17 protein-coding genes are annotated in these 25,235 nt (G+C 43.0%); 12 read left to right on the top strand and 5 right to left on the bottom strand.

Annotated elements, in window-relative coordinates:
- Window positions 1-555 precede the first annotated feature (555 nt).
- The 4 genes from F6K51_RS14620 to F6K51_RS14605 all read left to right on the top strand — a co-directional run bounded on the left by F6K51_RS14620 (window position 556) and on the right by F6K51_RS14605 (window position 8,417).
- A complete protein-coding gene (locus tag F6K51_RS14620; RefSeq protein WP_293021302.1) occupies window positions 556-1,737 on the top strand; it encodes a DUF4912 domain-containing protein in 1,182 nt (393 codons plus the stop codon).
- Between the two features lie 1,002 nt (window positions 1,738-2,739).
- A complete protein-coding gene (locus F6K51_RS14615) occupies window positions 2,740-2,982 on the top strand; it encodes a hypothetical protein (protein WP_293021301.1) in 243 nt (80 codons plus the stop codon).
- 481 nt (window positions 2,983-3,463) lie between these two features.
- Window positions 3,464-5,236, top strand: a complete 1,773-nt coding sequence (locus F6K51_RS14610) for a ShlB/FhaC/HecB family hemolysin secretion/activation protein (RefSeq protein WP_293021299.1) — start codon at window positions 3,464-3,466, stop codon at window positions 5,234-5,236.
- A 262-nt stretch (window positions 5,237-5,498) separates the two neighbouring features.
- Window positions 5,499-8,417, top strand: coding sequence for a cation-translocating P-type ATPase (locus F6K51_RS14605; RefSeq protein ID WP_293021298.1), 2,919 nt, complete (start codon window positions 5,499-5,501; stop codon window positions 8,415-8,417).
- Here the strand turns inward: F6K51_RS14605 and F6K51_RS14600 are convergent.
- A complete protein-coding gene (locus F6K51_RS14600; RefSeq protein WP_293021297.1) occupies window positions 8,414-8,671 on the bottom strand; it encodes a hypothetical protein in 258 nt (85 codons plus the stop codon). The genes F6K51_RS14605 and F6K51_RS14600 overlap by 4 nt on opposite strands.
- A gap of 82 nt (window positions 8,672-8,753) precedes the next feature.
- Here F6K51_RS14600 and F6K51_RS14595 point away from each other — a divergent pair, with 82 nt between their 5' ends.
- The 6 genes from F6K51_RS14595 (at window position 8,754) to F6K51_RS14570 (ending at window position 15,253) form a co-directional block, all read left to right on the top strand.
- Window positions 8,754-8,972 (top strand): hypothetical protein, encoded by a 219-nt coding sequence (locus tag F6K51_RS14595; protein ID WP_293021296.1) that lies wholly within the window; start codon window positions 8,754-8,756, stop codon window positions 8,970-8,972.
- Window positions 8,973-8,982: 10 nt separating this feature from the next.
- Window positions 8,983-10,134 carry a DNA replication/repair protein RecF gene (gene recF / locus F6K51_RS14590; RefSeq protein WP_293021295.1) on the top strand — a complete coding sequence of 384 codons (1,152 nt, stop codon included), beginning with the start codon at window positions 8,983-8,985 and terminating at the stop codon, window positions 10,132-10,134.
- 271 nt (window positions 10,135-10,405) lie between these two features.
- Window positions 10,406-12,130, top strand: coding sequence for a DUF262 domain-containing HNH endonuclease family protein (locus F6K51_RS14585; protein WP_293021294.1), 1,725 nt, complete (start codon window positions 10,406-10,408; stop codon window positions 12,128-12,130).
- Window positions 12,131-12,382: 252 nt separating this feature from the next.
- Window positions 12,383-12,523 carry a hypothetical protein gene (locus F6K51_RS14580; RefSeq protein WP_293021293.1) on the top strand — a complete coding sequence of 47 codons (141 nt, stop codon included), beginning with the start codon at window positions 12,383-12,385 and terminating at the stop codon, window positions 12,521-12,523.
- A gap of 345 nt (window positions 12,524-12,868) precedes the next feature.
- Window positions 12,869-14,194, top strand: a complete 1,326-nt coding sequence (locus F6K51_RS14575; protein ID WP_293021292.1) for a hypothetical protein — start codon at window positions 12,869-12,871, stop codon at window positions 14,192-14,194.
- A gap of 648 nt (window positions 14,195-14,842) precedes the next feature.
- Window positions 14,843-15,253, top strand: a complete 411-nt coding sequence (locus tag F6K51_RS14570) for a hypothetical protein (protein WP_293021291.1) — start codon at window positions 14,843-14,845, stop codon at window positions 15,251-15,253.
- Here the strand turns inward: F6K51_RS14570 and F6K51_RS14565 are convergent.
- Window positions 15,158-15,997: an SDR family oxidoreductase gene (locus tag F6K51_RS14565; RefSeq protein ID WP_293021290.1), complete on the bottom strand. Its 840-nt coding sequence runs from the start codon at window positions 15,995-15,997 to the stop codon at window positions 15,158-15,160. The two genes, F6K51_RS14570 and F6K51_RS14565, sit on opposite strands and share 96 nt — an antisense overlap.
- Window positions 15,998-16,774: 777 nt before the next feature.
- On the opposite strand from F6K51_RS14565, the gene F6K51_RS14560 reads away from it, so the two are divergent.
- Complete coding sequence (locus F6K51_RS14560; protein ID WP_293021289.1) at window positions 16,775-17,329, top strand: hypothetical protein; 555 nt, start codon at window positions 16,775-16,777, stop codon at window positions 17,327-17,329.
- Here the strand turns inward: F6K51_RS14560 and F6K51_RS14555 are convergent.
- Together F6K51_RS14555 and F6K51_RS14550 are read right to left on the bottom strand one after the other, a co-directional pair.
- Window positions 17,303-17,797, bottom strand: coding sequence for a hypothetical protein (locus F6K51_RS14555; RefSeq protein WP_293021288.1), 495 nt, complete (start codon window positions 17,795-17,797; stop codon window positions 17,303-17,305). The two genes, F6K51_RS14560 and F6K51_RS14555, sit on opposite strands and share 27 nt — an antisense overlap.
- A 67-nt stretch (window positions 17,798-17,864) precedes the next feature.
- Window positions 17,865-19,541, bottom strand: a complete 1,677-nt coding sequence (locus tag F6K51_RS14550) for a TIGR04222 domain-containing membrane protein (RefSeq protein WP_293021287.1) — start codon at window positions 19,539-19,541, stop codon at window positions 17,865-17,867.
- Between the two features lie 427 nt (window positions 19,542-19,968).
- Between F6K51_RS14550 and F6K51_RS14545 the strand changes: the two genes are divergently transcribed.
- On the top strand, window positions 19,969-22,641 hold the full coding sequence (locus F6K51_RS14545; protein WP_293021286.1) for an ABC transporter substrate-binding protein: 2,673 nt from the start codon (window positions 19,969-19,971) through the stop codon (window positions 22,639-22,641).
- A gap of 92 nt (window positions 22,642-22,733) precedes the next feature.
- On the opposite strand, the gene F6K51_RS14540 is transcribed toward F6K51_RS14545, so the two are convergent.
- On the bottom strand, window positions 22,734-24,368 hold the full coding sequence (locus F6K51_RS14540; RefSeq protein WP_293021285.1) for a dynamin family protein: 1,635 nt from the start codon (window positions 24,366-24,368) through the stop codon (window positions 22,734-22,736).
- Window positions 24,369-25,235: the final 867 nt, after the last annotated feature.

The following is a 25,235-nucleotide window of genomic DNA, read 5'->3' as shown; positions in this document are numbered from 1 at the left end:
CGCTTTGGTGCGCGCCTCCTAGGCCGGGGAACCCGGCCTAGGGTCGCGCCTTTCCGCAAAGCCGACGCGGGGCGCGTTCGGGTCGCACCTGAGGAGTGATGTGATAATTTCATGACATTTTGAGTCCATATTTTCTGGTAAATGCGTGAATTTACCGAAAATCGCCTGATTTACCCCTTGACCTGACCAAAAAATTCCTTGTTATATATAGTTGATCAGAGGATCCCATAAAAATGTTGGTTTGTTAGTATTTCACCAAATTATCGATGGCTGACTTGAGCATATTGTTGGTATAAAAAATAACTGAAGTGTCGCAAGGGTAGACGGGCAATTTCCATTAAAGTCTGGGAATCAAGAAGGATAAAAACTTTAGTCAGGTCTGACCTAATGGTAAGTTTCATAGCAACCAAAACTTTTTTTAATTAGGTGCGCTTTCCGTAATGGCGTTCGCGTAGCGTGACCTACGGTCAAGGGATTGCTCGCCATCACGGGTCGCACCTCAAGATTGACATCAGTAATCTATCAGGCAACCTAACAACGTATAGAACATAAATCATGGCAAAAGAAGGAACTCCCCTAGAAGAAATGACTCTACGGCAATTACGTAGAGTCGCGAGTGAATATGGTATATCTCGATACAGTAGAATGCGGAAAGCACGCTTATTGGCGGAAATTCAAGCAATAGAACGTCACAAAAGGTCTACCACTCCATCGCCGATAATTGAGGCACAACCGAATGTGGAATCAACCAAGTTTGAATTAGCTCAAGAAGAGCCGACTAGTGATACTCTAGTTTCTGTTGATGAGGGATTAGCAGAGCTACCAGAAGGTTATGGTGAAAGCCGGATTGTCCTAATGCCTCGTGATCCACATTGGTCTTATGCCTATTGGGATATTCCCTATGAACATAAACAAGAACTGCGCTCTCATGGAGGTCAACAACTCGCTCTAAGGCTCTATGATGTTACCGCAATCAAACTGGATTATCAAAGTCCCCATAGTATCCAAGAATATCCCTGTGATGAGCTAGCGCGAGAATGGTATCTACCCATGCCAGTTAGCGATCGCGACTATGTAGTTGAAATTGGTTATCGCTGTGAAGATGGTCAATGGCTAGTTCTTGCCCGTTCAGCACCTATCCATGTTCCCCCTGCCTATCCCTCTAAATGGATGGAAGACCAATTCGTCACGGTCAACTGGGATGATAATCTACAGGGTAAGACTGTCCTAAAACTTGTGCCGCCTAGCCAGACAGCTAATGGGAGTAGCTCGGAAATTCCTGATCGACCTATCTATGGGGAAATCTTTGGCATGACTCAATCTGTGGAAGCTGAGGGAGTAGCTGGTTCTCTTTATAGTTCTATGCAGCAACTACCAAGGTCAGTAATAAGTTCCAATGCTTTCCCTTCGGGTATTGGTAAGTGGGTTTCTCCAAATATGTCGGGAGCTGGTTTCAATGCTTCTGCTCCCCCCGCTCGTTCTCCGGAATTGTCCTTAGTCGTAGATGCTGAGCTAATTATCCATGGTACCACTGATCCTCGTGCTTCCCTTACTATTGATGGACGTCCGATTAAGATTAACCCAGACGGTACCTTCAGCTTCCAGATGTCTTTCCAGGATGGTGTGATTGACTACCCAATCATGGCAGTGTCAGTGGATGGCAAGGAAACTCGCTCAATCCATATGAAGTTAATCCGCGAGAAGCCATCATGCCATACTGATATCGTGTTCAGTTGAAGAAAATTTGTGAGTGCAGTCCCCACCCATAATTTACACCTATACTTTATAAGTTGGGTGGGGTCAGCCAAACCAGCTTTTACCGAAGCGAAGCGTCAGCTTCTATGGTACGATACCATTAGCAGTTCAACGACTCAGGGTTGATGAGGTTAGTAGACAGTAGGCAAAAGTATCACAAAGCTTGCCAAAACCTCAAGTAATTTGCTATACTTTAACTATGAAATTAGTGCCATGACCTTGTCTCACAATTAAATAAATTTCCCGAAAACCAAGGGTTTTGTAGTGACATTGGATCTGGTTGACGCACTTTTATGATGGCGCACGAGGAATATTTCTTCGTGCTTTGGGAGATACCCCCTGGCTGAGCAATCAGCTTGCATTGGCGGGCTAAAGTTTCTCTTGGTAGACTTTGGTAGCTAAAAAGTATCGGTTCTGAATCTCCTTGTATTTATGGGTTCGATAAAGTCAAACATAAATATGCTATAATATCAAAGTTTTATAGTTACCAGGATCAGTTGTAGCTTTTGATACCAATAATCTAATAGTTAGTATAGCTAGATACTAACTATTTGTATATAGTTCAAGAAGCAGCATTGGCCTATAATAACCTGAGAATTCACACTTCATACTTCTAAGGAGTTCCCCCGACACTAGCCGGGGGATTTTTTTGCCAAGAGTCAATAGGTGCGCTTGACCCATTAAGAATTAAATTCGCCACGGGTCGCACCTGAGGGAGTGACAAGCAGGATAAAAACTAGACCGGGTGTGGGTTGTGGACTGAAAGGATTTGGGGAAAATAGGAGTCAGTTCCCTGGTTCTAGTCACGCCAAGAATTTGACAAAACTTGCCTTTACCCATCCCTCTTAAGCCGCGAAGCTCAAACTAGTTAGGTGTGCTTTCCGCATCTAATTATTAAATTCGCCACGGGTCGCACCTCAAGTGTGATTAATTGGTTATGATCGCAAGTGGTTTGAAGAGAATAACAACTCATCTCAAGTCTGCTTGATACCAAGTTGCGGTCAAACGTACAACTTTCTCTTCCGCCAATTTCCCCATCTCCCCATCTCCCTATCTCCCTATCTCCCTATCTCCCCATCTCCCTATCTCCCTATCTCCCTATCTCCCTATCTCCCTATCTCCCTATCTCCCTATCCAACCAATCTACTATCTTTGAATGCAACTCGGTATGAATACCCACGGGCTAGACTGACACCGGAAAACCCACCACACGGTCAGACAGGGTAGAGATTTTGATTATGGGTAATTAAACGAATTTGATATAAGCTATAACTGCGAGAGACGATGGTGATAGTTTTTTGTAATTTTTGAACTAATCAGGGTTAGGCTTTTTAGTGGCGTTTACGTTTGGACCATTCGTTGTCACCCAAAATCCCTAGATATCCGGCTCTTCCGTTTTGAGTATGCTAAATTATCACAAACCCAATCTAAACTGTTGATACAATAAGGAGGTTGTGGGTTTAGCTAAAATTTTATAGTAAAAAATAATTATCAAAACCTTAAAGCTATACATGATAGTAATTTGAGTTCATCAAAGCTAACAGTTTAGCATAACAGGTACGGAAGAGCCAGATATCCCCACCCAAGGAGAATAAAAAACCCGATGCGCTCGAAGATCGGATTGCTTTGGCATCAGATGTTAATTAAAATTGTGCTTATAAAGTATTTATTAAAGAAATTAATATCAAATAAAAATAAATTTACACCGTTGTATTTAATAATTGCCTGGACCAGTTGTAATGATGCCCTAGCAGTAACCCTAACTTCTTTGCCAAGCAATCATAGATCTCTAAGAGCAAGTAACCTTCTGCTTAAGCAGCAGGAGAATAAAACTGCTCAGGAGTCAGTAAAATTGGTTGATGGAAATTATCAAAATCAGATAGGTGAACTATTAGCGCCCATACTATCAGATTCAGAAGGACCAGTTCTACTAGAGACTAAACCCAATACACCTGCTAGACTAACTGCTTTTGACTCTAAAACCATTCAAGTTGATAAAATCGAAGTCATTGGCAGCACCATCTTTTCACCAGAGCAGTTTCAGCAGATCATACAACCCTATCTAGGACGCTCCCTGACTATTGAACAACTAAGAGAAGTCGCGGATGATATTACCACCTTTTACCTCAAGCAGGGCTATATTAACACTAGAGCAATTCTTCTTGCCGATCAAACAATTGACATTACCAAGGGCATTGTTACAATTCGTGTCATAGAAGGGGGTATAGAAAAGATCGAAGTTGAAGGAACACGCCGCCTCAATCCCAACTATATCCGCAGCCGTGTCCAGTTGGGGACTGGAACACCATTCAATACTACTGATTTGGAAAACCAATTACGATTGTTACGGCTTGACCCAAAGTTGGACAGCATAGAAGCCAGCCTGCGCAAAGGAACAAAAGTGGGACAGAGCATTCTGATTGTTCGTGTTGTGGAAGCTAATCCGTTTGAAGGAAGTGTAGGGGTTGATAACTACTCACCTCCTAGTATTGGTTCTGAACGAATGAGCTTTAATGTTCGCCATCTCAACCTAACTGGCAATGGGGATGAAATTTCCTTCACTTATCGTCGTTCGACCACTGGCGGGTCTAATATTTTTGATTTTGGCTATCGCTTTCCCCTCAATCCCCGCAATGGTACCTTAGAACTGCGAACAGTGATCGACCGTAATCGGGTGACTCAAGCACCATTCAATGTTTTTGATATTGAGGGAGAATCTGAGCTGTATGAAATTCGATTTCGTCAGCCGTTGTACCGTACACCTCGGGAAGAATTTGCTCTTTCTCTAGGGTTCAGTTATAGAGATGGTCAGACTTTTTTGGGTGATGAGCCTCTTGGGTTTGGCTTTGGTCCAGATCAAAATGGCTCGACTACCCTGAGCGTGATTAAGTTTGAACAAGAGTATCTACGTCGGGATTTGGAGGGAACTTGGTTTTTGCGATCGCTTTTGAGTCTGGGAACTGGCTGGTTTGATGCCACTATCAACCCCGATCCTATACCTGATGGACGCTTTTTTCGCTGGCTAGGCCAAGTACAGCGGTTGCAGATTCTCTCAGAGGATAATTTCTTAATTATGGGAACCGAGGTTCAGCTTACCCCCAATAGCCTATTGCCTCCCCAACAATTTTTGCTTGGCGGTGGTCAATCCCTGAGGGGCTACCGTCAAAATATTAGAGCAGGGGACAATGGATTACGATTCTCTATTGAAGACCGTATCACTTTACATCGAGATGTAGACGATCACCCCACATTACAACTAATTCCGTTTTTCGACATGGGTTATGTCTGGAATAACCCTGACAATCCTAATACGTTACCGTCACAACGGTTTTTAGCGGGTATTGGCTTAGGGCTAATTGTGCAGCCAGTGACAGGGCTTAATCTGCGACTTGACTATGGCATTCCTCTGGTTGATTTGGATGATCGCAGTAACAATGCCCAGGATGAGGGCTTCTACTTTAATGTTCGCTATCAATACTAAACTATTTCAACTCTGACGATTACGGTGAATGGGCAACCGTGAGCGTCAACAGTCAATAAAACTTGATCAAATACTGACTAAATTACTAGGATTAGCGCCAACTGCCTATCTTTAGAATACAGACTTTGAATAGAAGAACAGATGTTCACTTCCTACATCGGGTGCTATGTTGCTGCGCTAGATTCGATTATAGTCTTGGTTTCCAAACTCCCTAGGAAATTTTTATGATCGAATGAATATCATCTAAAAGCAAACATTCCCGGTGAATCCATTGACCCATTCTAATTTATTGCCTGACCCGTTAAAAGCGTGGTACACCCAATCTGTCGAAAATTCTCTAGCAGAATCCGGCTGTGACCCTCAAGCCGGTTTGACCTCTCAACAGGTATCACAGCGGTTGGAATACTATGGCTTAAATGAGCTAGAGGAAAAAGCAAAGCGCAGTTCCTGGGCAATGTTCCTTGATCAATTCAAGGACATCATGCTGCTGATGCTGATTGCAGTAGCGATAGTTTCCGGGATTTTAGATCTGATCAATCTGCAACAAGCCTCAGAAAAGGCGAGTGAATTCCCCTTCAAAGATACGATTGCTATCCTCTCAATCGTGATTCTCAATGGCATCCTCGGGTATCTCCAAGAAAGCCGTGCTGAAAAAGCCCTAGCAGCCCTGAAAAGTATGGCATCCCCTAAGGTACGAGTGCTGCGGGATGGTCGTACCTTAGAGGTAGATAGTCAACAGCTTGTACCAGGGGACATCATGTTGCTGGAAGCTGGGGTACAAGTTGGAGCAGATGGTAGGCTAATCAAGGCATCGAATTTGCAGGTCAGAGAATCTGCCCTGACTGGGGAAGCTAATGCTGTCAATAAAACCGTAGAGGTAGAGCTATCGGAAGATACTCCCATAGGCGATCGCATAAATTTAGTTTTTCAGGGAACTGAAGTCGTCCAAGGCAGAGGTAAAGTCCTAGTTACTGGTACTGGGATGAATACGGAACTGGGTAAAATTGCCCAGATGCTACAAGGGGTGGAAAGTGAACCGACACCTCTGCAACAGCGCATGTCTCAGCTGGGAAAAGTCTTGGTGACGGGTTCGCTATTGCTAGTAGCACTAGTAATTATCATTGGCTTGGGCGTAAGCGGTTGGGACTTGAGTGTGTTCCAACAACTGGTAGAAGTTTCTTTAAGTATGGCAGTTGCTGTAGTTCCAGAAGGCTTGCCAGCGGTGGTGACTGTTACCTTAGCCCTAGGAACCCAGAGAATGGTACGCCGTCATGCTCTAATTCGCAAACTACCAGCTGTGGAAACCTTAGGAAGTGTCACTACCATTTGTTCTGATAAAACTGGTACCCTGACCCAAAACAAAATGGTTGTGCAACGGGTGGATACCCTCAACACTAGTATTCAGGTGACTGGGGATGGTTATGAACCTGTAGGGGAATTTCTCCTAGACAATCAGCCCATTACTACAGAACAGTATCCTGAACTAGAACCCCTACTTTTAGCTTGTGCTCTGTGTAATGATGCCATCTTGCAGTATGAACAAGGGGAGTGGAAGATTTTAGGAGACCCCACAGAAGGAGCATTAATTGCTCTGGCTGGTAAAGGGGGTGTGGATAAGGAACCTCTGAGTCAACAGTATTCCCGTGTGGATGAAATTCCCTTTTCCTCTGAGCGCAAGCGTATGAGTGTGATTTGTCAGTGGGATAGTTCTCCAGATAACTGTGAACCTGCTAACCTAGCCTACTCGAACCCCAAAGGCGAACAACCTTGGCCTTTCGGCCACGCTACGCGAACAACCGAGAACCCACAACTGACCGGTTACATGATGTTGACCAAAGGGTCTCCAGAATTGGTGTTAGAGCATTGTACTTCATCAGTACATAATGATGACTTAGCAGGAGGAACTCTAGGGTGTCAACCCTTGACAGAAGACCAGCGGCAACAGATTTTGGAACAGAATAACCAAATGGCAGGGGCTGGTTTGCGAGTCCTAGGTTTTGCCTATAAATCCCTAGATAGCTTATCAGCTCCAGAAGCAGACCATGAAACCTTAGAGCAAGGGTTGGTGTGGTTGGGGTTAGTGGGAATGTTGGATGCTCCACGGCCAGAGGTACGAGAAGCAGTTCAGCGGTGCCGGAATGCTGGAATTCGTCCGATTATGATTACTGGAGACCATAAACTTACCGCTAGAGCGATTGCCCAGGATTTGGGAATTGCCAATCACACTGATCAGGTACTGACTGGTCAGCAGTTACAAAAGCTCTCCCAACTCGATCTAGAGGAACAGGTAGACCAAGTCAGCATTTATGCTCGTGTTGCTCCGGAACACAAACTCAGAATTGTTCAGGCACTCCAGGGTAGGGGTAAATTTGTTGCCATGACCGGAGATGGGGTGAATGATGCACCCGCTCTCAAGCAAGCTGACATTGGTATTGCTATGGGAATTACCGGAACCGATGTCAGTAAAGAAGCCAGCGATATGGTGCTGTTAGATGACAACTTTGCCACCATTGTTGCTGCCACAGAAGAAGGTCGGACAGTATATGACAATATTCGTCGCTTTATTAGATACATCCTGGGCAGTAACATCGGTGAGGTATTAACTATTGCCGCAGCCCCGATCATGGGACTACCAGATGTTCCCCTCACTCCCTTACAAATTCTCTGGATGAACCTAGTCACTGATGGTTTACCCGCTCTTGCCCTAGCTGTGGAACCAGCAGAACCCGATGTGATGACGCGATCGCCTTTTAGTCCTCGGGAAAGTATTTTTGCCAGAGGGTTGGGGTCTTATATGGTGCGCATTGGTATTGTCTTTGCCATTTTCAACATTACCTTAATGGCAATTGCCTATGGATACTTCCCTCACTGGAAGACAATGGTATTTACTACCCTATGTATTGCTCAAATGGGCCACGCCCTCGCAGTCCGCTCCAACAAACGCATTACTCTGGAATTAAACCCATTTTCTAACCCTTATTTGCTGTTGGCAGTTACTGTGACTACTCTCTTACAGCTGCTACTGGTCTATGTACCCTTTTTGCAAGACTTCTTTGGCACTGAACCTCTGACTATCATGGAATTCGCTGTCTGTCTTGGCTTTAGTACGTCACTATTTGTTTGGGTTGAGCTGGAGAAATTATTTATTCGTTGGTATAGCAAGGGAAAAGTTCAAGGTTAGTCGGTTGGGAGGTTGGGAGGTTGAAGGTTGTTCGCGTAGCGTGGCCAAAGGCCAAGGTTGAAGGTTGAAGGTTGGGAGGTTGAAGGTTGTTCGCGTAGCGTGGCCAAAGGCCAAGGTTGGGAGGTTGAAGGTTGTTCGCGTAGCGTGGCCAAAGGCCAAGGTTGGGAGGTTGAAGGTTGCTGGTTGAAGGTTGCAGATTGAAAGTGAAATATTAAACGGTTAGAGATTTTTTTAGTTGATATCAGACTTCTCATCTTAAGGCTGTTAACCTATTCACCTAGAACCTGCTAACCTAGAACCTGCTCACTTTCAACCAGCTAACCAACCCTACAAGGGATGCCTTGGGCAAACAACCTCTTAACCTTTAACCTCTTAACCTTTAACCTCTTAACCTTAAACCTCTTAACCTTCAACCTCTTAACCTTCAACCTCTTAACCTTAAACCTCTTAACCTTCAACCTCTTAACCTTCAACCGATTAACCTTCAACCGATTAACCTTCAACCTGCTAACCTTCAACCTGCTAACCCCCAACCTACTAACCCCCAACCTGTAACCTTCATTGGATGTACCTTAAGAGCCTACACCTGCGACAGTTTCGTAACTACAGGGATTGCCTGGTTAACTTCGATGCTCCCAAGACAATTTTACTGGGTAATAATGCTCAGGGGAAATCGAATCTACTAGAGGCAGTAGAGTTGCTCTCTACCCTAAAGAGTCATCGGTCAGCACGCGATCGCGAATTGGTCTTAGAAACTACTCCCATTGCGGAGATTCGGGCTACTCTAGAACGAACCTATGGTTCAGTAGAACTAGGATTAACCTTGCGCAGTCAGGGAAGGCGTACTGTTGCTCTCAATCAAGAATCCTTACGTCGGCAGTTGGACTTTTTAGGTATTCTCAATGCGGTACAGTTTTCTAGCCTGGATTTGGAACTGGTGCGAGGAGCACCAGAACGGCGTCGCGCCTGGCTCGATTCGATTCTGACTCAGCTCGAACCAATTTATGCTTACATTTTGCAGCAATATAACCAGGTATTGCGACAGCGCAATGCTTTGCTCAAAAAAATCCGTAAACTTCAACAAGAAGGGGAAGTTGATCCATCGGTATCCAACCAGTACAATGCCGAGCTAGGGTTGTGGGATGCCCAACTGGCTACTGCTGGCTCACGAGTCACCCGCCGTCGAGACAGAATGCTAAAACGGTTAGCTCCTTTAGCCCAAGCATGGCACGCTAGTATTAGTGGCAAGACAGAGGTATTGGATATTACCTATGCCCCTAATGTCAGTCTGTTCAAAGATGACCCAGATCTAGTCAAGCAGGCTTTTTTAGAGAAAATCCAACAGTACTCCCTTCCTGAATTTCATCAAGGGAGAACCCTAGTCGGTCCTCACCGGGATGAAGTACAGTTTACCATTAATCAGACCCCTGCAAAGTCCTATGGTTCTCAGGGTCAACAGCGAACGTTAGTATTAGCGCTCAAGTTAGCAGAATTGAAGCTGATTGAAGAGGTGGTGGGAGAGCCACCTTTGTTGTTACTAGATGATGTATTAGCTGAACTAGACCTGAATCGGCAAAATTTACTGTTGGATGCTATTCAGGACCGGTTTCAGACTTTGATTACTACTACTCACTTGGGAGCCTTTGATTCCCAATGGCTGAATTCGTCTCAGATTCTTTCAGTGCAAGCAGGACAGATTAAAAAGTTGCAAGCTTGATGGTTGATGGTTGATGGTTTATCGGGTAAACCGCTTTTTACACCTTGTTGTTAAAACAAAATTTTTTGGGAACACTAAGGTTGTATCTTGTGATCACAATTAGAGATATAGCTGTTATAATAGTTATGAGATACACAGAATTTTTTCCTTGTTACCTGTTGCCTAAAATCCCGAACTTGTGTAACTCACCCAATTAATAACTGCTATATCCCTGTGATTTATCACAAAATTAATTAATGTTGTTTTTTAGTTAATATACAGATCATAACACATGGAACTTCATGCATATACTAGAACAATTAATGATATTTTTGCCGCTAACAAAAAGTATATTGTTCCTAGATTTCAGAGAGAATATTCTTGGTCAAAAGACGAAGTTAATGAGTTGTGGGAAGATATAATCTCGAATATTGAGATTATAGACAATCATGAGTTTCACCATGAAGAACATTTTATAGGTGCTCTTGTTTTAGTTGGGGAGGACAAATCACAAGAATTAAAGATTGTTGATGGTCAACAACGACTCACTACTTTAACGATTTTTCTTTCTGCACTATGCGAGCGTTTTATGACCATCGAAAACAAAACTTTAGCTGAAGCAATATATAATAATTTTATTGCTGGAAAAGATAGTGATGGCGAAGATTATTTTAAACTTCAAAATGAAAGTCCTAAACCATTTTTTCAAACCCGAATTCAGTATATTGAAAAAGAAAACGAAAAAAATGAACCCAATACAGAAGAAGAAAAAACACTTTTAAAAAGTTATGAACAGCTATACGAGAATCTGTCTCGAGAAAACTTATCCGAAGTATTTAAAGATTTTAAAATAGATCAAAATCCCAACTATGAAAGGCTTTTGAAAGAAATCAGAAATCAACTTTTGCTTTATCTCAAGGTGATTTACATTACAGTAAAAGAGGAATATCAAGCTTATACAATATTTGAAACCCTCAATGCTAGGGGTATTAATCTCAGTTTTGTAGATCTGATTAAGAATAAGCTTTTTAAAGAGCTTAAGAAACAGCATCCTGATGATACCGCAAAAACAAAATGGAAAAAATTAAGATCCTTGATGTCTTCACGAGAGGGGCTTGGTAGTTTGGAAACATTTGTTAGACATTGGTGGATCTCAAGATATTCCTATGTAAGTGCTAAACACTTATATAAAGCTTTTAGAAAAAAATGGAATACTAATGAAATAAATGCCAGTCAGTTTATTGATGATCTGATTAGCGACGCTGAAAAATATATAAAAATAGCATCTCCTAATTTGGATGATTGGAAACATCAACACGATAAAGATATTTATAGATCATTAAATGCTCTAAAAATTTTTAATGTCAGCCAAAATCGTCCTTTTATTTTAAGTTTATTTAGAGCTAAAGAAGCCAAAATAATTAAGTTCAGTGAGTTGAAAAATATTTTCAAATTTATTGAAACATTTCATTTTACTTTTACGGCAGTTTGCTCTATGCGACCTTCAGGAATTGAGGCAAGTTATTCAAAAGCTGCTAGAGATATTTTTCAAGCTAAGTCTCAAAAAAATCTAACAGATATAATTATGAATTTTAAGAATCAACTTAAAAAAAGAATCCCTAATAAAAATATTTTTCAAGAAAAATTTGAAAAATTAAAATATCCTAACAATCAAAAACTTATCAATTATATTTTTGTTTTGATTGAAGTTTCAAAAAGTGAAACCAAAGAATTTCAACCAGAGGATCTTACCCTTGAGCATATATTGCCACAATCCTCTGGGAAAGATGATTGTCTTGGAAAGATAGGAAACCTACTTCCTTTAGGCAAGAATTTAAATCAAAAAGCTGGTAATAAATCGTTTCAAGAAAAGATCAAAATTTATCAGGAATCCGAGTTTTATATAACCCGAGAGTTTGTAGCCAATAACTATCAAACATGGGGAGAGGAGCAAATCAATGAAAGAACTAACGAATTAGCTGATTATTGTTATGATTTACTCCAAACAAAATTATAGTATAAGTAAATTATCTGCTACCTATAGTTTAGCCAGAAGTGTTGCAATTCTGGTTTTCATGGTATTGTAAGGCCGAGAGTTTTTTTTGACAGCATTCCTAGGACTTGAGTGGTTTCTGTTCGAAGGAATGCTTGCTGCTCTCACTTGAGTCAATACCTGCCATTTTTTTATCCTGGTAACGGGATTATGAGAAAATCTTATACTCAATTGACATCCTCCCACCGCTATAATCTTCGATTTAGTGGTGGGAGGATGTCAACTACAGAGCATTACGATAATCTTGCTTTAGCAAAGCTAAATCAATTTAGAGAATGTTTGTTCCCTGTTCCCTACTCCCTGCTCCCTGTTCCCTGTTCCCTGTTCCCTGTTCCCTGTTCCCTTTGCTATTGTTGACATGGCATCGATTGTGTTCGATGATTAGATTTCTCCCAAGGGTTTACTCGTAACAGATGGGCTGCAACTTTGAGAACTATTCCCATCCTATCTGCATTGCTAAAAACATTGTAAAGAAATTTGGTATCTTCCCTGCAACCATTCAGATACATGATACTTTTTTAGATACTCTCTGAAAAAGCAGCAAAAAAAAATTTATCATTTGACACTGCTTTTAACTGATTCTCTTGCATTGCGAGCCTAGTGAAATCAACACCCAAGCTCTTTGGCAAGACTACAAAGTTTTAGGTTTTTTTAACCTTTCTGATCATTGATCATCAATTATATATATTCAGGATATCCGATATGAGTACAACACCAGATCAAACCGCAGATGCACGGAACCGCGTCATTGAATCCGCCAAGCGATTGGGAGTTCAACTCAATGAACAAGAATTGGAACGATGGATGAATTCCATTACCCAAACCACAGAGGGCAGCGATATTGTCGTCGATGAAAAGACAGGGGTTTTCGGTCACAAAGTCAGCATGTTGGATTTTGACCCGAAAGACCTGGAGCGTTTTCGCACTATCGGTAAAATTGTGGAATTTGACGATGTTCCTGGTCTGGTAGAAACTGCTTTGGCCCTCTCTGGTTCAGCCGCTCAATCCAAGGTTCAAACTCACCCTGGAGACTGTGACTACTTCGAGCGGGTGAATATTATTGCCCCCACCAAGGCTGAAGCTTGCCAGATTCTAGCTCGAATTATGCGTGAGAAAGCAATCAACAGCCTGTCGGGTGACAATTTTGAATTCATTGAACTGAAATTTGGTAGCTATCCCCAAGACGTTATCTGCAACGAACGCCCCTGTAGCAAAGGCTCACCGATCGCGTGGTCTTCTGACGAAGTTGTGGCTGGAAAGATAGAAGCGAGGGACTCTGAAGGAAATCCTGTCATCATCACCTGGGATTCTGTAGCCGACGATCCCGGTTGGTGTAAGCTGGACTGGGTAATTTCTGATCCAGTGCGCGGTCAATTGGCCAACGCTAGCAACATGTTGGATGTGACCTGGGAAGCTCCCGATGGTACAATCACTCCCTTAGACGGCTATCTAGACGCTTATTTTCAAGAGGTTTACCTGGATGCCGAATCTGCTCCCATCTTTAACAAACTGGTGAAGCAGGTTTCCAGCGATGTCATGGATGATTACGTGACGGCGTTGCAAGACCAAGTTAAAAAATATGTTAAGGAAGATCATCTCAACTATGGCAAAGCTGCCAAACGTTTGTATAATATATTCCGGCTGAATGGGCAGTATGAGGAAGCTGCCTTCCTGCGGGAACTTTTTGACGAACCGGCGGCATTACTTTATCAAGTCCACGCCCTGGTAAAAACGGTTCAAGAAGCCACGGAAAAAAGCACCGTCTTTGATATCGACAGCATTCTTGATCAGACTGATGAACTGATTATGTCAGTGATCAAGGTCTTGGAAGGGGAAGAGGAATTGGAGATCGTGCGCCATCTGCTGCGTCTATCCCGCTGCATCAGCCGTCAGGAGGAGGGGGTTCCCCTTGGTCCCCAAGTAGACGCAGCCCAAGCAGAGGTAATGAATATTGTCAACAATTTCTTCTACGAAAAGATGACAGCACTACCTGCAATTAAGGCTTATATTGACCAGCTCAAGAGTTGATAATTACTCTAGCCGCCTATCGTAGGGGAAACGCATCTTGTTGGATAAGCAGGGAGAGTTCTCCATAAACCCTGCCTTGTCTTGATGCAGTCGCTCATGGTTTTGGGTTTGGGTGCCAAACCTGTGTCGGCACCTTGAAAGCCCCGTGGCAATCGCCTTTAGCCGACTGCATCGCTTCGCTTGATTGTTGACAATGCACTTTCCATTGGGTTTGATGATTAGATTTGTCCCAAAGGTTTACTAGTACCAGATGGGCGACTCTTACCAGATGGGCTGTGCAACTGGGTTAGAAATATTCCCATCCTATTTGCATTGGTACAGAGATTGTAAATAAATTTGATCTCTTACTTGCAACCATTCATAAATATGATATCTTTCTAGATACTCTTCCTGAAAAAGCAGCCAAGAATTTAGCCTTTGACACTGCTTTTAACTTATTGTCTTGCATTGCGAGCCTAGTAAAATCAAGGCCCAAGCTCTTTAGCAAGGCCACAAATTTTTAGGTTTTTTTAACCTTTGTGATCCTTGATCATCAATTATATATATTCAGGATATCCCACATGAGTACAACACCAGGTCAAACCGCAGATGCACGGAACCGCGTCATTGAATCCGCGAACCGATTGGGGGTTCAAATCAATAGACCTCTTGCCAAAGTATTTTTATGATAGTGTTTACGTCAATTCTTGTCCACTGTTCCCTGTTCCCTGTTCCCTGTTCCCGACTTCTGCCGCGAAGTCTAATGAACAAGAATTGGAACGATGGATGAATTCCATTACCGAAACCACAGAGGGCAGCGATATTGTCGTCGATGAAAAGACAGGGGTTTTCGGTCACAAAGTCAGCATGTTGGATTTTGACCCGAAAGACCTGGGACGTTTTCGCACCATCGGTAAAATTGTCGAATTTGACTATGTTCCTGGTGTCGTAGAAACTGCTTTGGCCCTCTCTGGTTCAGCGGGCTTAAATCAAGGTTTCGGCATGAATCAACTCATAACCAGCAACTTTCAACTTCCGATTATGGACACGGGCGTTATTGGTTCGGAAGTTAGGTTGTGAGGAATCCCATAACACTTTGGGGAGATTGTAGCGATCGCATATTTGATCAGTCAGCTCCCGCGTCGTGAGTTTGAGGTCGTTAACTAGGTTGTAGATACCTTGGCAGCGGTTTCGTCGGGCAAACTCCACGGCCTGAACAATGTCGTCTCGGTGAATCCAATTGATAAAGTTATCGCCACTGCCAGGAAGCGTCGTGCCTGCCAGTCGCTCAAACCGCTTGCTTAACTCACGACCGGGACCATAAATCCCCCCAAGGCGCAGGATACAGACGTTGCAATTTTCACTGCTTGCACCTAATAAAATATGTTCCGTCAAAGACAAAACGCGACCATGTTCGTTGGCTGGAACGATGGGAGAATTTTCATCTACCCATGCCCCCTCTTGGTTACCGTAGACGGCGCAACTACTTAGGTAAATTACCTGCTTCACATTGGGATTATCTGCTAAAGCTGCTACCAAATTGCTAGCGGTGGGGATGTAGGTGGCTTCGTAGAAGTTGGCATCAACTTGCCTATTACTGATTGGGGCAATACTCAGGACGATAGTGTCTTGATCAATAAGTGCCGACTGCATCCCTTGGGTATCATCCCCTTTCATCACCACCACCTGTGAAGCGACTTCCTTCAGCTTTGCTACCCGTTCTTGGGTAGTAGTGGTAGCTGTAACCTGGTGACCCTGCTGGTGATGCCAGAAATTTGCTAGAGCTGTGCCAACATAACCGCAACCAATAATGGTAATATTCATAAGGTATAATCTTTAGGGACATCCGTAACAATTTCAATAAAGCGAGTCTGAACCCCTCGCTAAATAGATCCGTTGGAGGAATATGCTTGACTTCAACAGTTGAGCTGTTGGTTCCGGATTAAGTAACGTCAGATCAACCTGTCTAGGACTTTCTAATAGAATTCCCAGAGGTTATGATCACGTAACAGTTTTGGCTGAATCCTGAACAGCTTTTGATTTCCAGATAGATATTGCTGTTTTATTATATCAATTTTAGCCTAAATGTAAATATTTGTAAATGTAATGTAAAATACATACGTTGCTGTGCTAAAATGTCGTAAACTAACAGCGATTAGCCAAGGGTTGCACACCATCAGCCCAAAATCCTCAACGTTTCAAGTCGAGGAGATTTCAAATCAGCGACTTACCCCAATTATTTGGGATTATGTGAGAGGAATAGTGGTACAGTATTTGTGGTATTGCTACAGAGTTGAGATCGCTTAAACAGCTTAATCTGGATTCAGCAGCTTGATATCGAACTCTGTAACCTCAGCATATGCGCTACGCGCACGCTGCTTGAGGTGCCGTGAGCTTTTGGCTCAGGCTACTTGATGTGCCGTCAGCCGTTGGCCGTAGACCAAGCTAAGGGAACAGCGGTGAGCTAAAGCTCACGCTGCGCGAACAGCTTTTTTTATTCAAAAGCACCGATTGCGCTACGCCCACGCTGCTCTGTTGGCAACTTTTGTCCTGTACTGAGATTTACGCCTAGTCTTATAAAAGTAAAAGAAAAAGATCACCATGAAACCATATTTCTCTGGACTTTTAATCCTATCCACAGTAACCACAATGACTGGTTGCACGAACGTTGGTGGTACGCCAAGGGCACAGGCTGCGCCATGCGAAAATCCTGTCACAAAAAACGATGTTCTAGCTGCACAGGAAAGCTGGGGCAAAGCCATTGTCGCCATTGGCAAGGCAGAAAGCCCACAAGCAGAAGCACAAAGTACTCTTGACAGGCTTTATGCTTATGATCTTGGTACGGTTTTGTTCAAACCAACACTGGCCAGCGATGATCCGTTCAGAGGCACGGAGAAAGAGGCTTTGTCTTATTTTGTCGGCGGCAGCATCAGCGAAGATAAAGGTTTTGCTCTTGCGCCCTATAATAAAGTGCGCTTTGAGAATGAAGGAATTATTACCAACTGCGATACAGCCATGTCGATGGGTGAGTATTTTTTCACCAAAACAGACGGTAGCGAGATCAAGGTAGAATACTCTTTTGGTTATGTTCGCGATGAAAACGGTGATCTGAAAATCAATCTGCACCATTCATCTCTGCCGTATCAAGCAAAATAAGGGCGATTGACCGTAGGTCACGCTACGCGATCGCACGTCTGTCAAAAGTTGAGCTAGGTCTGGCGCTAGACTGTCCACCCATTGCTGTTGCTGGCTCGACTCTTTTGGCGGTTGAATCTCTTCTGGTGGTTGGGTCATTTCGGGTGCTGCTTCTATCTGTGATGCTTCAGATAATGCGCTCGGCTCTACAGGGGGCTGATTTGCTTCTGGCTTGGGCGTTTCGGGTACTGCTTCCTTAGATTCTGCTTGAGCTGTAGGTGGTGTTTTTGATGCGTAAAATTCAGCTAGTGCCCTAGCTTGGCCTTGAGGTATGGCATCATTAAATATTTTGCTAAGAGACCTCCTGTGATGAACAACGGTGAGCCAAAAGCAATCATCAAAGTCACTCTCAAGCAATGCTTTGGCACCATAAGGAAGACAAGGATAACGATCAAATAGAGCGGTTCTGTGGTTGGATGAGGTACACAAGAAATGGCTTTCCCCTAGTAGGGCTGATCAAGATGTACCTCACAGTCGCGGGAACCGCTATCACTCTTTAGTCGCCGCCACCGCAGCCACCACAGCCGCCACCGCAGCCACTATCACCGCCACCGCAGCTACTGCCACCGCCACCGCAGCCACTATCACCGCCACCGCAGCTACTGCCACCGCCACCGCAGCTACTGCCACCGCCACCGAAGCCACCGCCACCGAAGCCACCGCTATTACCAGAATGGCTGGGAGGATTAAATACCTTTAGCAAGTCTTCTAGACCATATTGGCTCAAAACTGTACTACCAAATAGAGCAAATGCCAGGGCTAGTTGAGAATTGTTTTGAGCATTTTGCAGCATCCGATGCTTAACTTTTAGGTTTGCTAATACAGTATCGCCATAACGACTACGGTTGACTGGTACAACCAGAAAGAACAAACCAATGATTGCTGTGATGACGCACAGTATGATCAAGAAACCGACTGGCTTATGTCGGGAAATGCCTACTATAATCTTGCTGATTCCTAAGAACAAGACAGCAAACAGAGGCAGTGCGGGATATTGCTGGGCTGATTGGGCTTGGTCTTTTGTAAGTAAGAGATTGAGATCGGTTAAGCGATCGCGTATTTGGTTTGTAGCGGATCTAGCGGCTCTTCTGATCGGAGTGATGGTCTTACCAGTTCTAGCACCATTATCAATCTTAAACTCAAGGGGATCATTTTTGTAAACCAAAGGATTGACTAATTCTAGCCCTCGGTATTCAGGCACAGGTTTTAAATGTCCACTCTGCACAAGGTTAACGATGGCTGTATCGACAGCTCGCTGTTGACCACCAACTAAATAGCCTGTCTCATAGGCATCGAGAGAGACCGATTTGCCATAGGGTGCGGAAGCTGGTTGTCGTAAATACCAACGTAAACCGTAGGCCAAGACTACCGCAGCACTTACTAGCAATAGATAGAACCTGAGAAATAATGGTCCTGTAAAATTAAGTGGATTTGCGCTATTGACTAAGGCTAATGACTGACAACCTGTGATGGTTACTGCCAAGACGAACAATAGGAAAACAATCGCGTATTGGTTGAGGCTGAAGTTGGGGAGTGACTCTAAACTAACCTTAGGTAAGTGCCCCCTAAATCCCCCAATTCTGGGGGACTTTGACATCATTACCCCTCCCGGTGCGCTTTCCGTTGGCGAATTAAATTCGCCACGGGTCGCACCGAAAAATTGGGGGGCAGGGGGGCAAAACCAATTAACTTTAGGTAAAATCCAGTGCTGCTGAGGGTTTACCCGCACAAAATTGATATCCTGACTAACATGAATATCAGCAGGTGCCCAAATATCTAATGGTGGTGCTTCCCCAAAGAAATAGTGATAGCTGGCTAGGGTTTTACTGTACCAATCGTCGAATTTAGACTTTTCTCTGGCACCACCACCACTAGGCAGATGATGAAAGGGGGTTTGTAGAATGTTTGGGCAAAATTCCCCCCAGTAAGAATGGGTATAGGTTAAGTGTAGATGCCACACTTGATCTACTGGGTCAGAAGGGGAGACGGGATGGCCAGCTACTACTGCTAGAAATGCAAATTTCTTGTATTCTTCAATTACCCGCTGAGTGTAGTTAAAACTCCAGCGATTTTCCCGAGCTAGTCGCTTGCTAAAGGGAAATTTGGCATCAGGGTCATCTAAAGAAAATGCCTGAAGGCGTTGATAAATTTGGGTTTGTTGAAGGTTCATCATTGTTTGTCTTTTCCTGTACAATGCTAGTTACCTGAATCTACCCATATATTTCTATTCAGCCTAAAAATAAGGTTTTATGAAAAGGTCTCTTGATTTTGCGTTCGCGTAGGGTGGTCTACGCCCAGGTGGGGGAATGCGTCGCGATTTTGTTCAAATAAATGTGAAGATAGTTTAAATATTTCTGGATAATTTCAAAAATATGGTATAATCTATATACTATAAAGTATGCTAGTTGCCTGAATCCCATACCCCCATAACTTAAAGCGCTGCTTGACTCACAATTCTTAGGATTAAAATTCCTAGTAAATCCTGAGGGAGTAACAGCGCTAATCATCAACATGCAAATTTTCGTAAGTCAATCAGAGTCAAGGAGACTCCTGTAGCTTATTGGATCTGGCAATCTACCAAAATACGGCAATCAATAGAAATGAATAGAGTAGTTACTTTAACACTAGATGGTGACCTAGATAGTGGAATTCGAGTCACTTTGACATGGGGAACAACAGACAAGTCAGCTGAAGGAAAAATTATGAGTCGGTTGGCCCCAAACCCCGAAATTTATCAACTATACACCGATTGGCAGCAAGGATATCGTAATTTAGAGTATTTTTACCGAAACCCCCGCTTAACTCCCAAAGGAGTGTACATCTCTTCGGTTAAATCCTGTGAGCAATTGGTTGACGAGTTAAGGAACAATATTAACCAATGGCTGAATTCTAGATCCGATGGCTTTGACCAGGTCAGAGATCAATTAACAACTGAGTTAAGCCGTCATCGTGATACTCGGGTATTGATTCAGACCGATAATCCTCAGCTTCAACGATTACCATGGCACCTCTGGGATGTATGGGAAAATAATCATGACTCCGTTGAATTTAGTTTAATTCCCTTGGAATACCAGCCACATCCAGAAACTAAACTGAGAAATCGGGTCAGACTATTAGCTATTCTTGGTAACAGTGAGGGAATTGATATCGAAACCGACCGCAACTATTGGCAGCAAGTCTCTAGCTTAGACTCATCCTCTTGCTTTCTAGTAGAACCGACACGAGAGGAGTTAGACCAAAAACTTTGGGAAAACGATGGTTGGGATATTCTGTTTTTTGCTGGTCATAGTTATAGCGAATGTAATGATGAAACCGGTCGAATTTATATAAATCAGGAAGACAGTATTCTCATTAATGAGTTAATCCCAGCTCTCAAGCAAGCCATTAAAAACGGCTTGAAGCTAGCTATATTTAATAGCTGTGATGGTTTAGGTTTAGCCAATGCTCTAGCTAAATTACAAATGCCACAAGCGATTATTATGAAAGAGCCAGTGCCCGATGAAGTTGCCCAGACTTTCCTCAGGTTTTTTCTGGAAGAATTTTCTCAAGGAAAGTCTCTCCAGAAGGCAGTTAAAGTAGCACAAAAAAGACTGCATTATCTAGAGAATCGATTAGATAGAAAATTACCATACGCTACTTGGTTACCAGTGATTTATCAGCATCCTAAAGCACAACCTTGGCGTTGGCCAGTGTCAGGATCATTAGTTAAACTTTTGATTAAATTAGCCTTAGGGACTGTTGCGATCGTTAGCATTTACGGAATTTACAAAATTGGCACAGAACCTAACAAGCTAGGAGACAAGATTAGTTCTGGGGAAGAGATACTGGATACAACCTCTGCTCGACGTTTCAAGCAACGGGGTGTTAAATTTGTGGCAGAATGTCAGACTCCATTGAGAGATAATTTATCTATTTTTAGTCAAAAAACTTGGCAACGATGGGAGAGGTGTTGGTGGACAAAATCTAACTATAAAAAAGCTGGTGATTTATTCTTAAAATCCTGGCAAGAGGAAGACAAAAACCCAGAAACGTTAATTTATCTGAATAATGCCCTCTTAGAGGCTACTAAATCCGATTACTATACCATTGCGGTGGCGGTGCCCATCGTTAGGAACAAGGATGGCTCTGTCAAGAATCCGGAGCTAGCTCAAAAAATTCTTCGAGGAATCGCTCACGCTCAAACAGAAGTTAACTTAGACCTTTTTCAGGATAATGACAAACTCCCTAACAACTTTATTGAAAAGTTACCAGGAAAGGATGTTTTAAACGGTAAATCAATCAAGGGTAAGGGTCTCAAAGTTATTATTGCTGATGATGCCAATATCCCCTCAGAAGCGATCCAAAGGGCAAAAGCAATAGTCAAGGAACGGGATATCCTAGGGGTAGTTGGTCACTATGCTAGTGATATGACTATGGAAACGGTGGATATTTATAATAGTAATAAGCTAGTGTTAATCTCCTCTGGATCCACAACGGAAGAATTAACAGAGCACCCTAGAAAATTTTTCTTTCGGACGGTACCTACCGCTAAAATTTCAGCCCAATATTTGGTTGATTATTTGGTTGACATTGGTTACCAAAAAGCGGCAGTTTTTTATAATCCTCGCAGTCCATTCACTCACTCGTTCTGGCAAGAATTTAAACAGCAGTTTACTAACCAAGGAGGAGAACTTGTCGATATCGAACACTATGATATATCTAAGCCCAACTTTAACCCTAAGCAAGCAATAGAGGAAATTGGGAAAACCCAGGACACAGCTATTGTTTTAAATCCTGATGGTCAAGTCACCAATGCTGTCACTAATGCTATCGATATGATCAAGGAAAACAATGGTCGTAATGTGATGGTGGGTTCCTCGGGAATCGCCAGGTCAAAAACACTAGCACTTAAACAGCCCGATCTATTCGAGAACCTTGTGGTGTCTGTTTCCTGGCATCACCTAAACAGTGCTAACCCACAAGTTAATCAAGATGCTCAAACCTTATGGGGAAAATCTTTTAATTCCTTAACTGCCTGGTCTGCTTTAGCCTATGATGCAACTCGTGGGTTGATTACGGCTATCGAAAAACAGAACAATCCGACACGCATTGGTATGCAGAAAACCTTAAGAAGTCCTGATTTTATTGCCGAGGGGGTAACCGGAAAAATTGAGTTTGAACCGTCTAACGGTAATCGTAAGAATCCCTCACAAATCTTAGTCCATGTGGTGCCTTGTCCCAACCAGGAGTCTGGGTTAGCCTTTGTGCCCCTTGAGTATTCTTCTTGTGATTGAAAGTATTAAGATATTAGCTATCAGCATTCAGCATTCAGCATTCAGCGATCAGCCAAAGGCTGACAGAATTCTAAATTCTTAATTCACCATTCTTAATTCAATCTTTCTAAAACACTATTTAATAACTGCAGCTGATAAACTTTGCTGCTGACATCCTGTGGTTCTTGATTTCTTGGCAAACTGATCACTTTCTCTGCCTTGGTTTGATACTGACGCACCATCGAGAAAGCTTCTTTACTGAAACAAGTCAGATAATCCTGAGCTGCATTACTTAAGGCTTGGGCTACTTGATGGTCATAAGAGTCAGCAGATGAATTTGATTTATCTTTCTTTGCCCCTTTACTGAGGATATAGCTAGCCCCTCCAGCCATGGCTGCGCCCACTTTACCTTTTAAAGCCAAACGGATTCCAGTAGCAAGAGCAATTGGGATAACTTTCTTTAACTCCTCGGAAGAGTCGGCAGGCTCAGGTATAATAACTTGGGGAGTATCGGGAACAGAAATGATTAGCTTACCAGGATACTGATGCTCAAAAAACTCACAAGCTTTATCAACCCATTCCTGGATTGCTTGTTGATATCCATCCATGTCTTGTTGGAATTGTGCTTGCCAACTGCTAAATTCCCCTTGCTGAAGTGCTGTCGCAAGTGTTGATTGATAGCGTTCTAACAGTTTGGGCAAATAGAGCCAACTCTCGAAGTCAGAAACAGTGGCTTGGAATCCTTGTTTAATCAATTTCTGAGCTTTTTGTTGCAGTTCAAGTTTAGCCTGATGCTTCTCTTTGGCAGTTTCTAATTCTGAGTTGATGACTTGGATTTTAGACTGTAGTGCTGCTTTAACTTGAGTTGCGATCGCATCCACACGATCCAGGCGAACCGTTGTCTTTTCCCGTTGAGCAGCTACCATACTTTGTAGTGCTGATTCAAACATCGCCAATCCCGTCGTATGTGCTTGATCAGATAATCCTTTTAGTCTAGCTCTCAAAGCAGGTAGGGCATCAACTCGATACAAGTTACTAAGGGTATTCGGTAATTCCGAGCGAAAACTTTCAGCTACAAACCGTAGCCTAGTCTGGACTTCTTTTTGCTGATTAGGTTCCAATAAATTCAGGAAATTGACTACAAAAACAACAGTCTTGATTCCTCTATCTATTAACCAATCTCTCAGGTTTTCCCGCTCACCCAAAGTCATCAGCTGGCGACCATCCAGTACTTGAACTACTAAATCTGCCGTTAGCAGTTGGTCGCGCACTAATTTATCCTGAGCTTCCCGGTCATTTGTTCCTGGTAAATCCAGAAATTCTACACCAGTTTTTAGGAAGGGATGGGGACAGTAAACGTCTACCGAAGCGACATCAGAGCGCATACACCGTTGCTCATCTAAGATAGCATAGCGCTTCAAGACCTCTGTGCTATTTTCACTAATTTCTGTGCCATCAGTCAGGGTAATTCGAGTATGCAATTGTTCTCCATATCGGATATGAATTGCAGCCCCTGTAGTGGGAATTAGACCAATGGGCAGAGTGCGCTTTCCTAGCAAAGCATTGAGCAAGGTGGATTTGCCATAATTAAACGGACCAAAGACAGCAATCCGAAATGTGGGATTTTCTAGATAGTCGCACAGGGCAATTACATCCTTTCGCAAGGGTGAGTCTTGCTCCAAATCAAGCAGACCGATAGCAGACCTAAGAGAATTAACAACAGACTGATAGATTTGCTGATCTTCCATGACAAGTTGTGTTAAGTAATTGGTCTGTGGTTCGATTCCTCGACTTGAACCCAGCACTAAGCACGGTAGCAAATACAGTATAGCCAAAAAAAATAGAGAGCCGTTCGTTTGACTCTCTTGATCATCAGGGTGCATCTACTGATCTAAGTATAGCAAGATAAATGTTGGGTGCAACCCCTCACCCCTCTAAGCAAGCAAAATGTTACAAAACTTAATAGTGTGCATCGGCTTAATGATTGGGATGAAGGGTACGCACCGCTTCAAACCTATCACTTCAAATATGTAAAGAACTCTTAAGACATCTCAAAAAAAATAAGAGAGCCGTTGGTGTGACTCTCTCGATCATCAGGGTGCATCTACTAATCTAAGTATAGCAAGATAAATGTGGGGTGCAACCCCTCACCCTTCTAAGCAAGCAAAATGTTACAAAACTTAATAGTGCGCATCGGCTTAATGATTCTGATCAAGCGTACGCACTCCCAAAGCAACCACCAGTTGACTTGAAACCCTTGACTTCAAACACCATTAGAATTTTTCAGCAATCTCAAAAAAAAATAGAGAGCCGTTGGTGTGACTCTCTTGATCATCAGGGTGCATCTACTGATCTAAGTATAGCAAGATAAATGTTGGGTGCAACCCCTCACCCCTCTAAGCAAGCAAAATGTTACAAAACTTAATAGTGTGCATCGGCTTAATGATTGGGATGAAGGGTACGCACCGCTTCAAACCTATCACTTCAAATATGTAAAGAACTCTTAAGACATCTCAAAAAAAATAAGAGAGCCGTTGGTGTGACTCTCTCGATCATCAGGGTGCATCTACTAATCTAAGTATAGCAAGATAAATGTGGGGTGCAACCCCTCACCC

This window comes from Moorena sp. SIO3I8 (genome assembly GCF_010692325.1).
GTDB lineage: Bacteria > Cyanobacteriota > Cyanobacteriia > Cyanobacteriales > Coleofasciculaceae > Moorena.
This window is presented reverse-complemented; position numbering and strand designations above follow the sequence as displayed.

What these genes read in the sequence shown, in the direction of transcription:
- F6K51_RS14595 (WP_293021296.1), top strand. Translation starts at nt 8,754, where the DNA reads ATGCCTTGGGCAAACAACCTCTTAACCTTTAACCTCTTAACCTTTAAC.
- F6K51_RS14575 (WP_293021292.1), top strand. Translation starts at nt 12,869, where the DNA reads ATGAGTACAACACCAGATCAAACCGCAGATGCACGGAACCGCGTCATT.
- F6K51_RS14565 (WP_293021290.1), bottom strand. Translation starts at nt 15,997, where the DNA reads ATGAATATTACCATTATTGGTTGCGGTTATGTTGGCACAGCTCTAGCA.
- recF (WP_293021295.1), top strand. Translation starts at nt 8,983, where the DNA reads ATGTACCTTAAGAGCCTACACCTGCGACAGTTTCGTAACTACAGGGAT.
- F6K51_RS14560 (WP_293021289.1), top strand. Translation starts at nt 16,775, where the DNA reads ATGAAACCATATTTCTCTGGACTTTTAATCCTATCCACAGTAACCACA.
- F6K51_RS14600 (WP_293021297.1), bottom strand. Translation starts at nt 8,671, where the DNA reads ATGAGAAGTCTGATATCAACTAAAAAAATCTCTAACCGTTTAATATTT.
- F6K51_RS14545 (WP_293021286.1), top strand. Translation starts at nt 19,969, where the DNA reads ATGAATAGAGTAGTTACTTTAACACTAGATGGTGACCTAGATAGTGGA.
- F6K51_RS14580 (WP_293021293.1), top strand. Translation starts at nt 12,383, where the DNA reads ATGTCAACTACAGAGCATTACGATAATCTTGCTTTAGCAAAGCTAAAT.
- F6K51_RS14550 (WP_293021287.1), bottom strand. Translation starts at nt 19,541, where the DNA reads ATGATGAACCTTCAACAAACCCAAATTTATCAACGCCTTCAGGCATTT.
- F6K51_RS14585 (WP_293021294.1), top strand. Translation starts at nt 10,406, where the DNA reads ATGGAACTTCATGCATATACTAGAACAATTAATGATATTTTTGCCGCT.
- F6K51_RS14540 (WP_293021285.1), bottom strand. Translation starts at nt 24,368, where the DNA reads ATGGAAGATCAGCAAATCTATCAGTCTGTTGTTAATTCTCTTAGGTCT.
- F6K51_RS14620 (WP_293021302.1), top strand. Translation starts at nt 556, where the DNA reads ATGGCAAAAGAAGGAACTCCCCTAGAAGAAATGACTCTACGGCAATTA.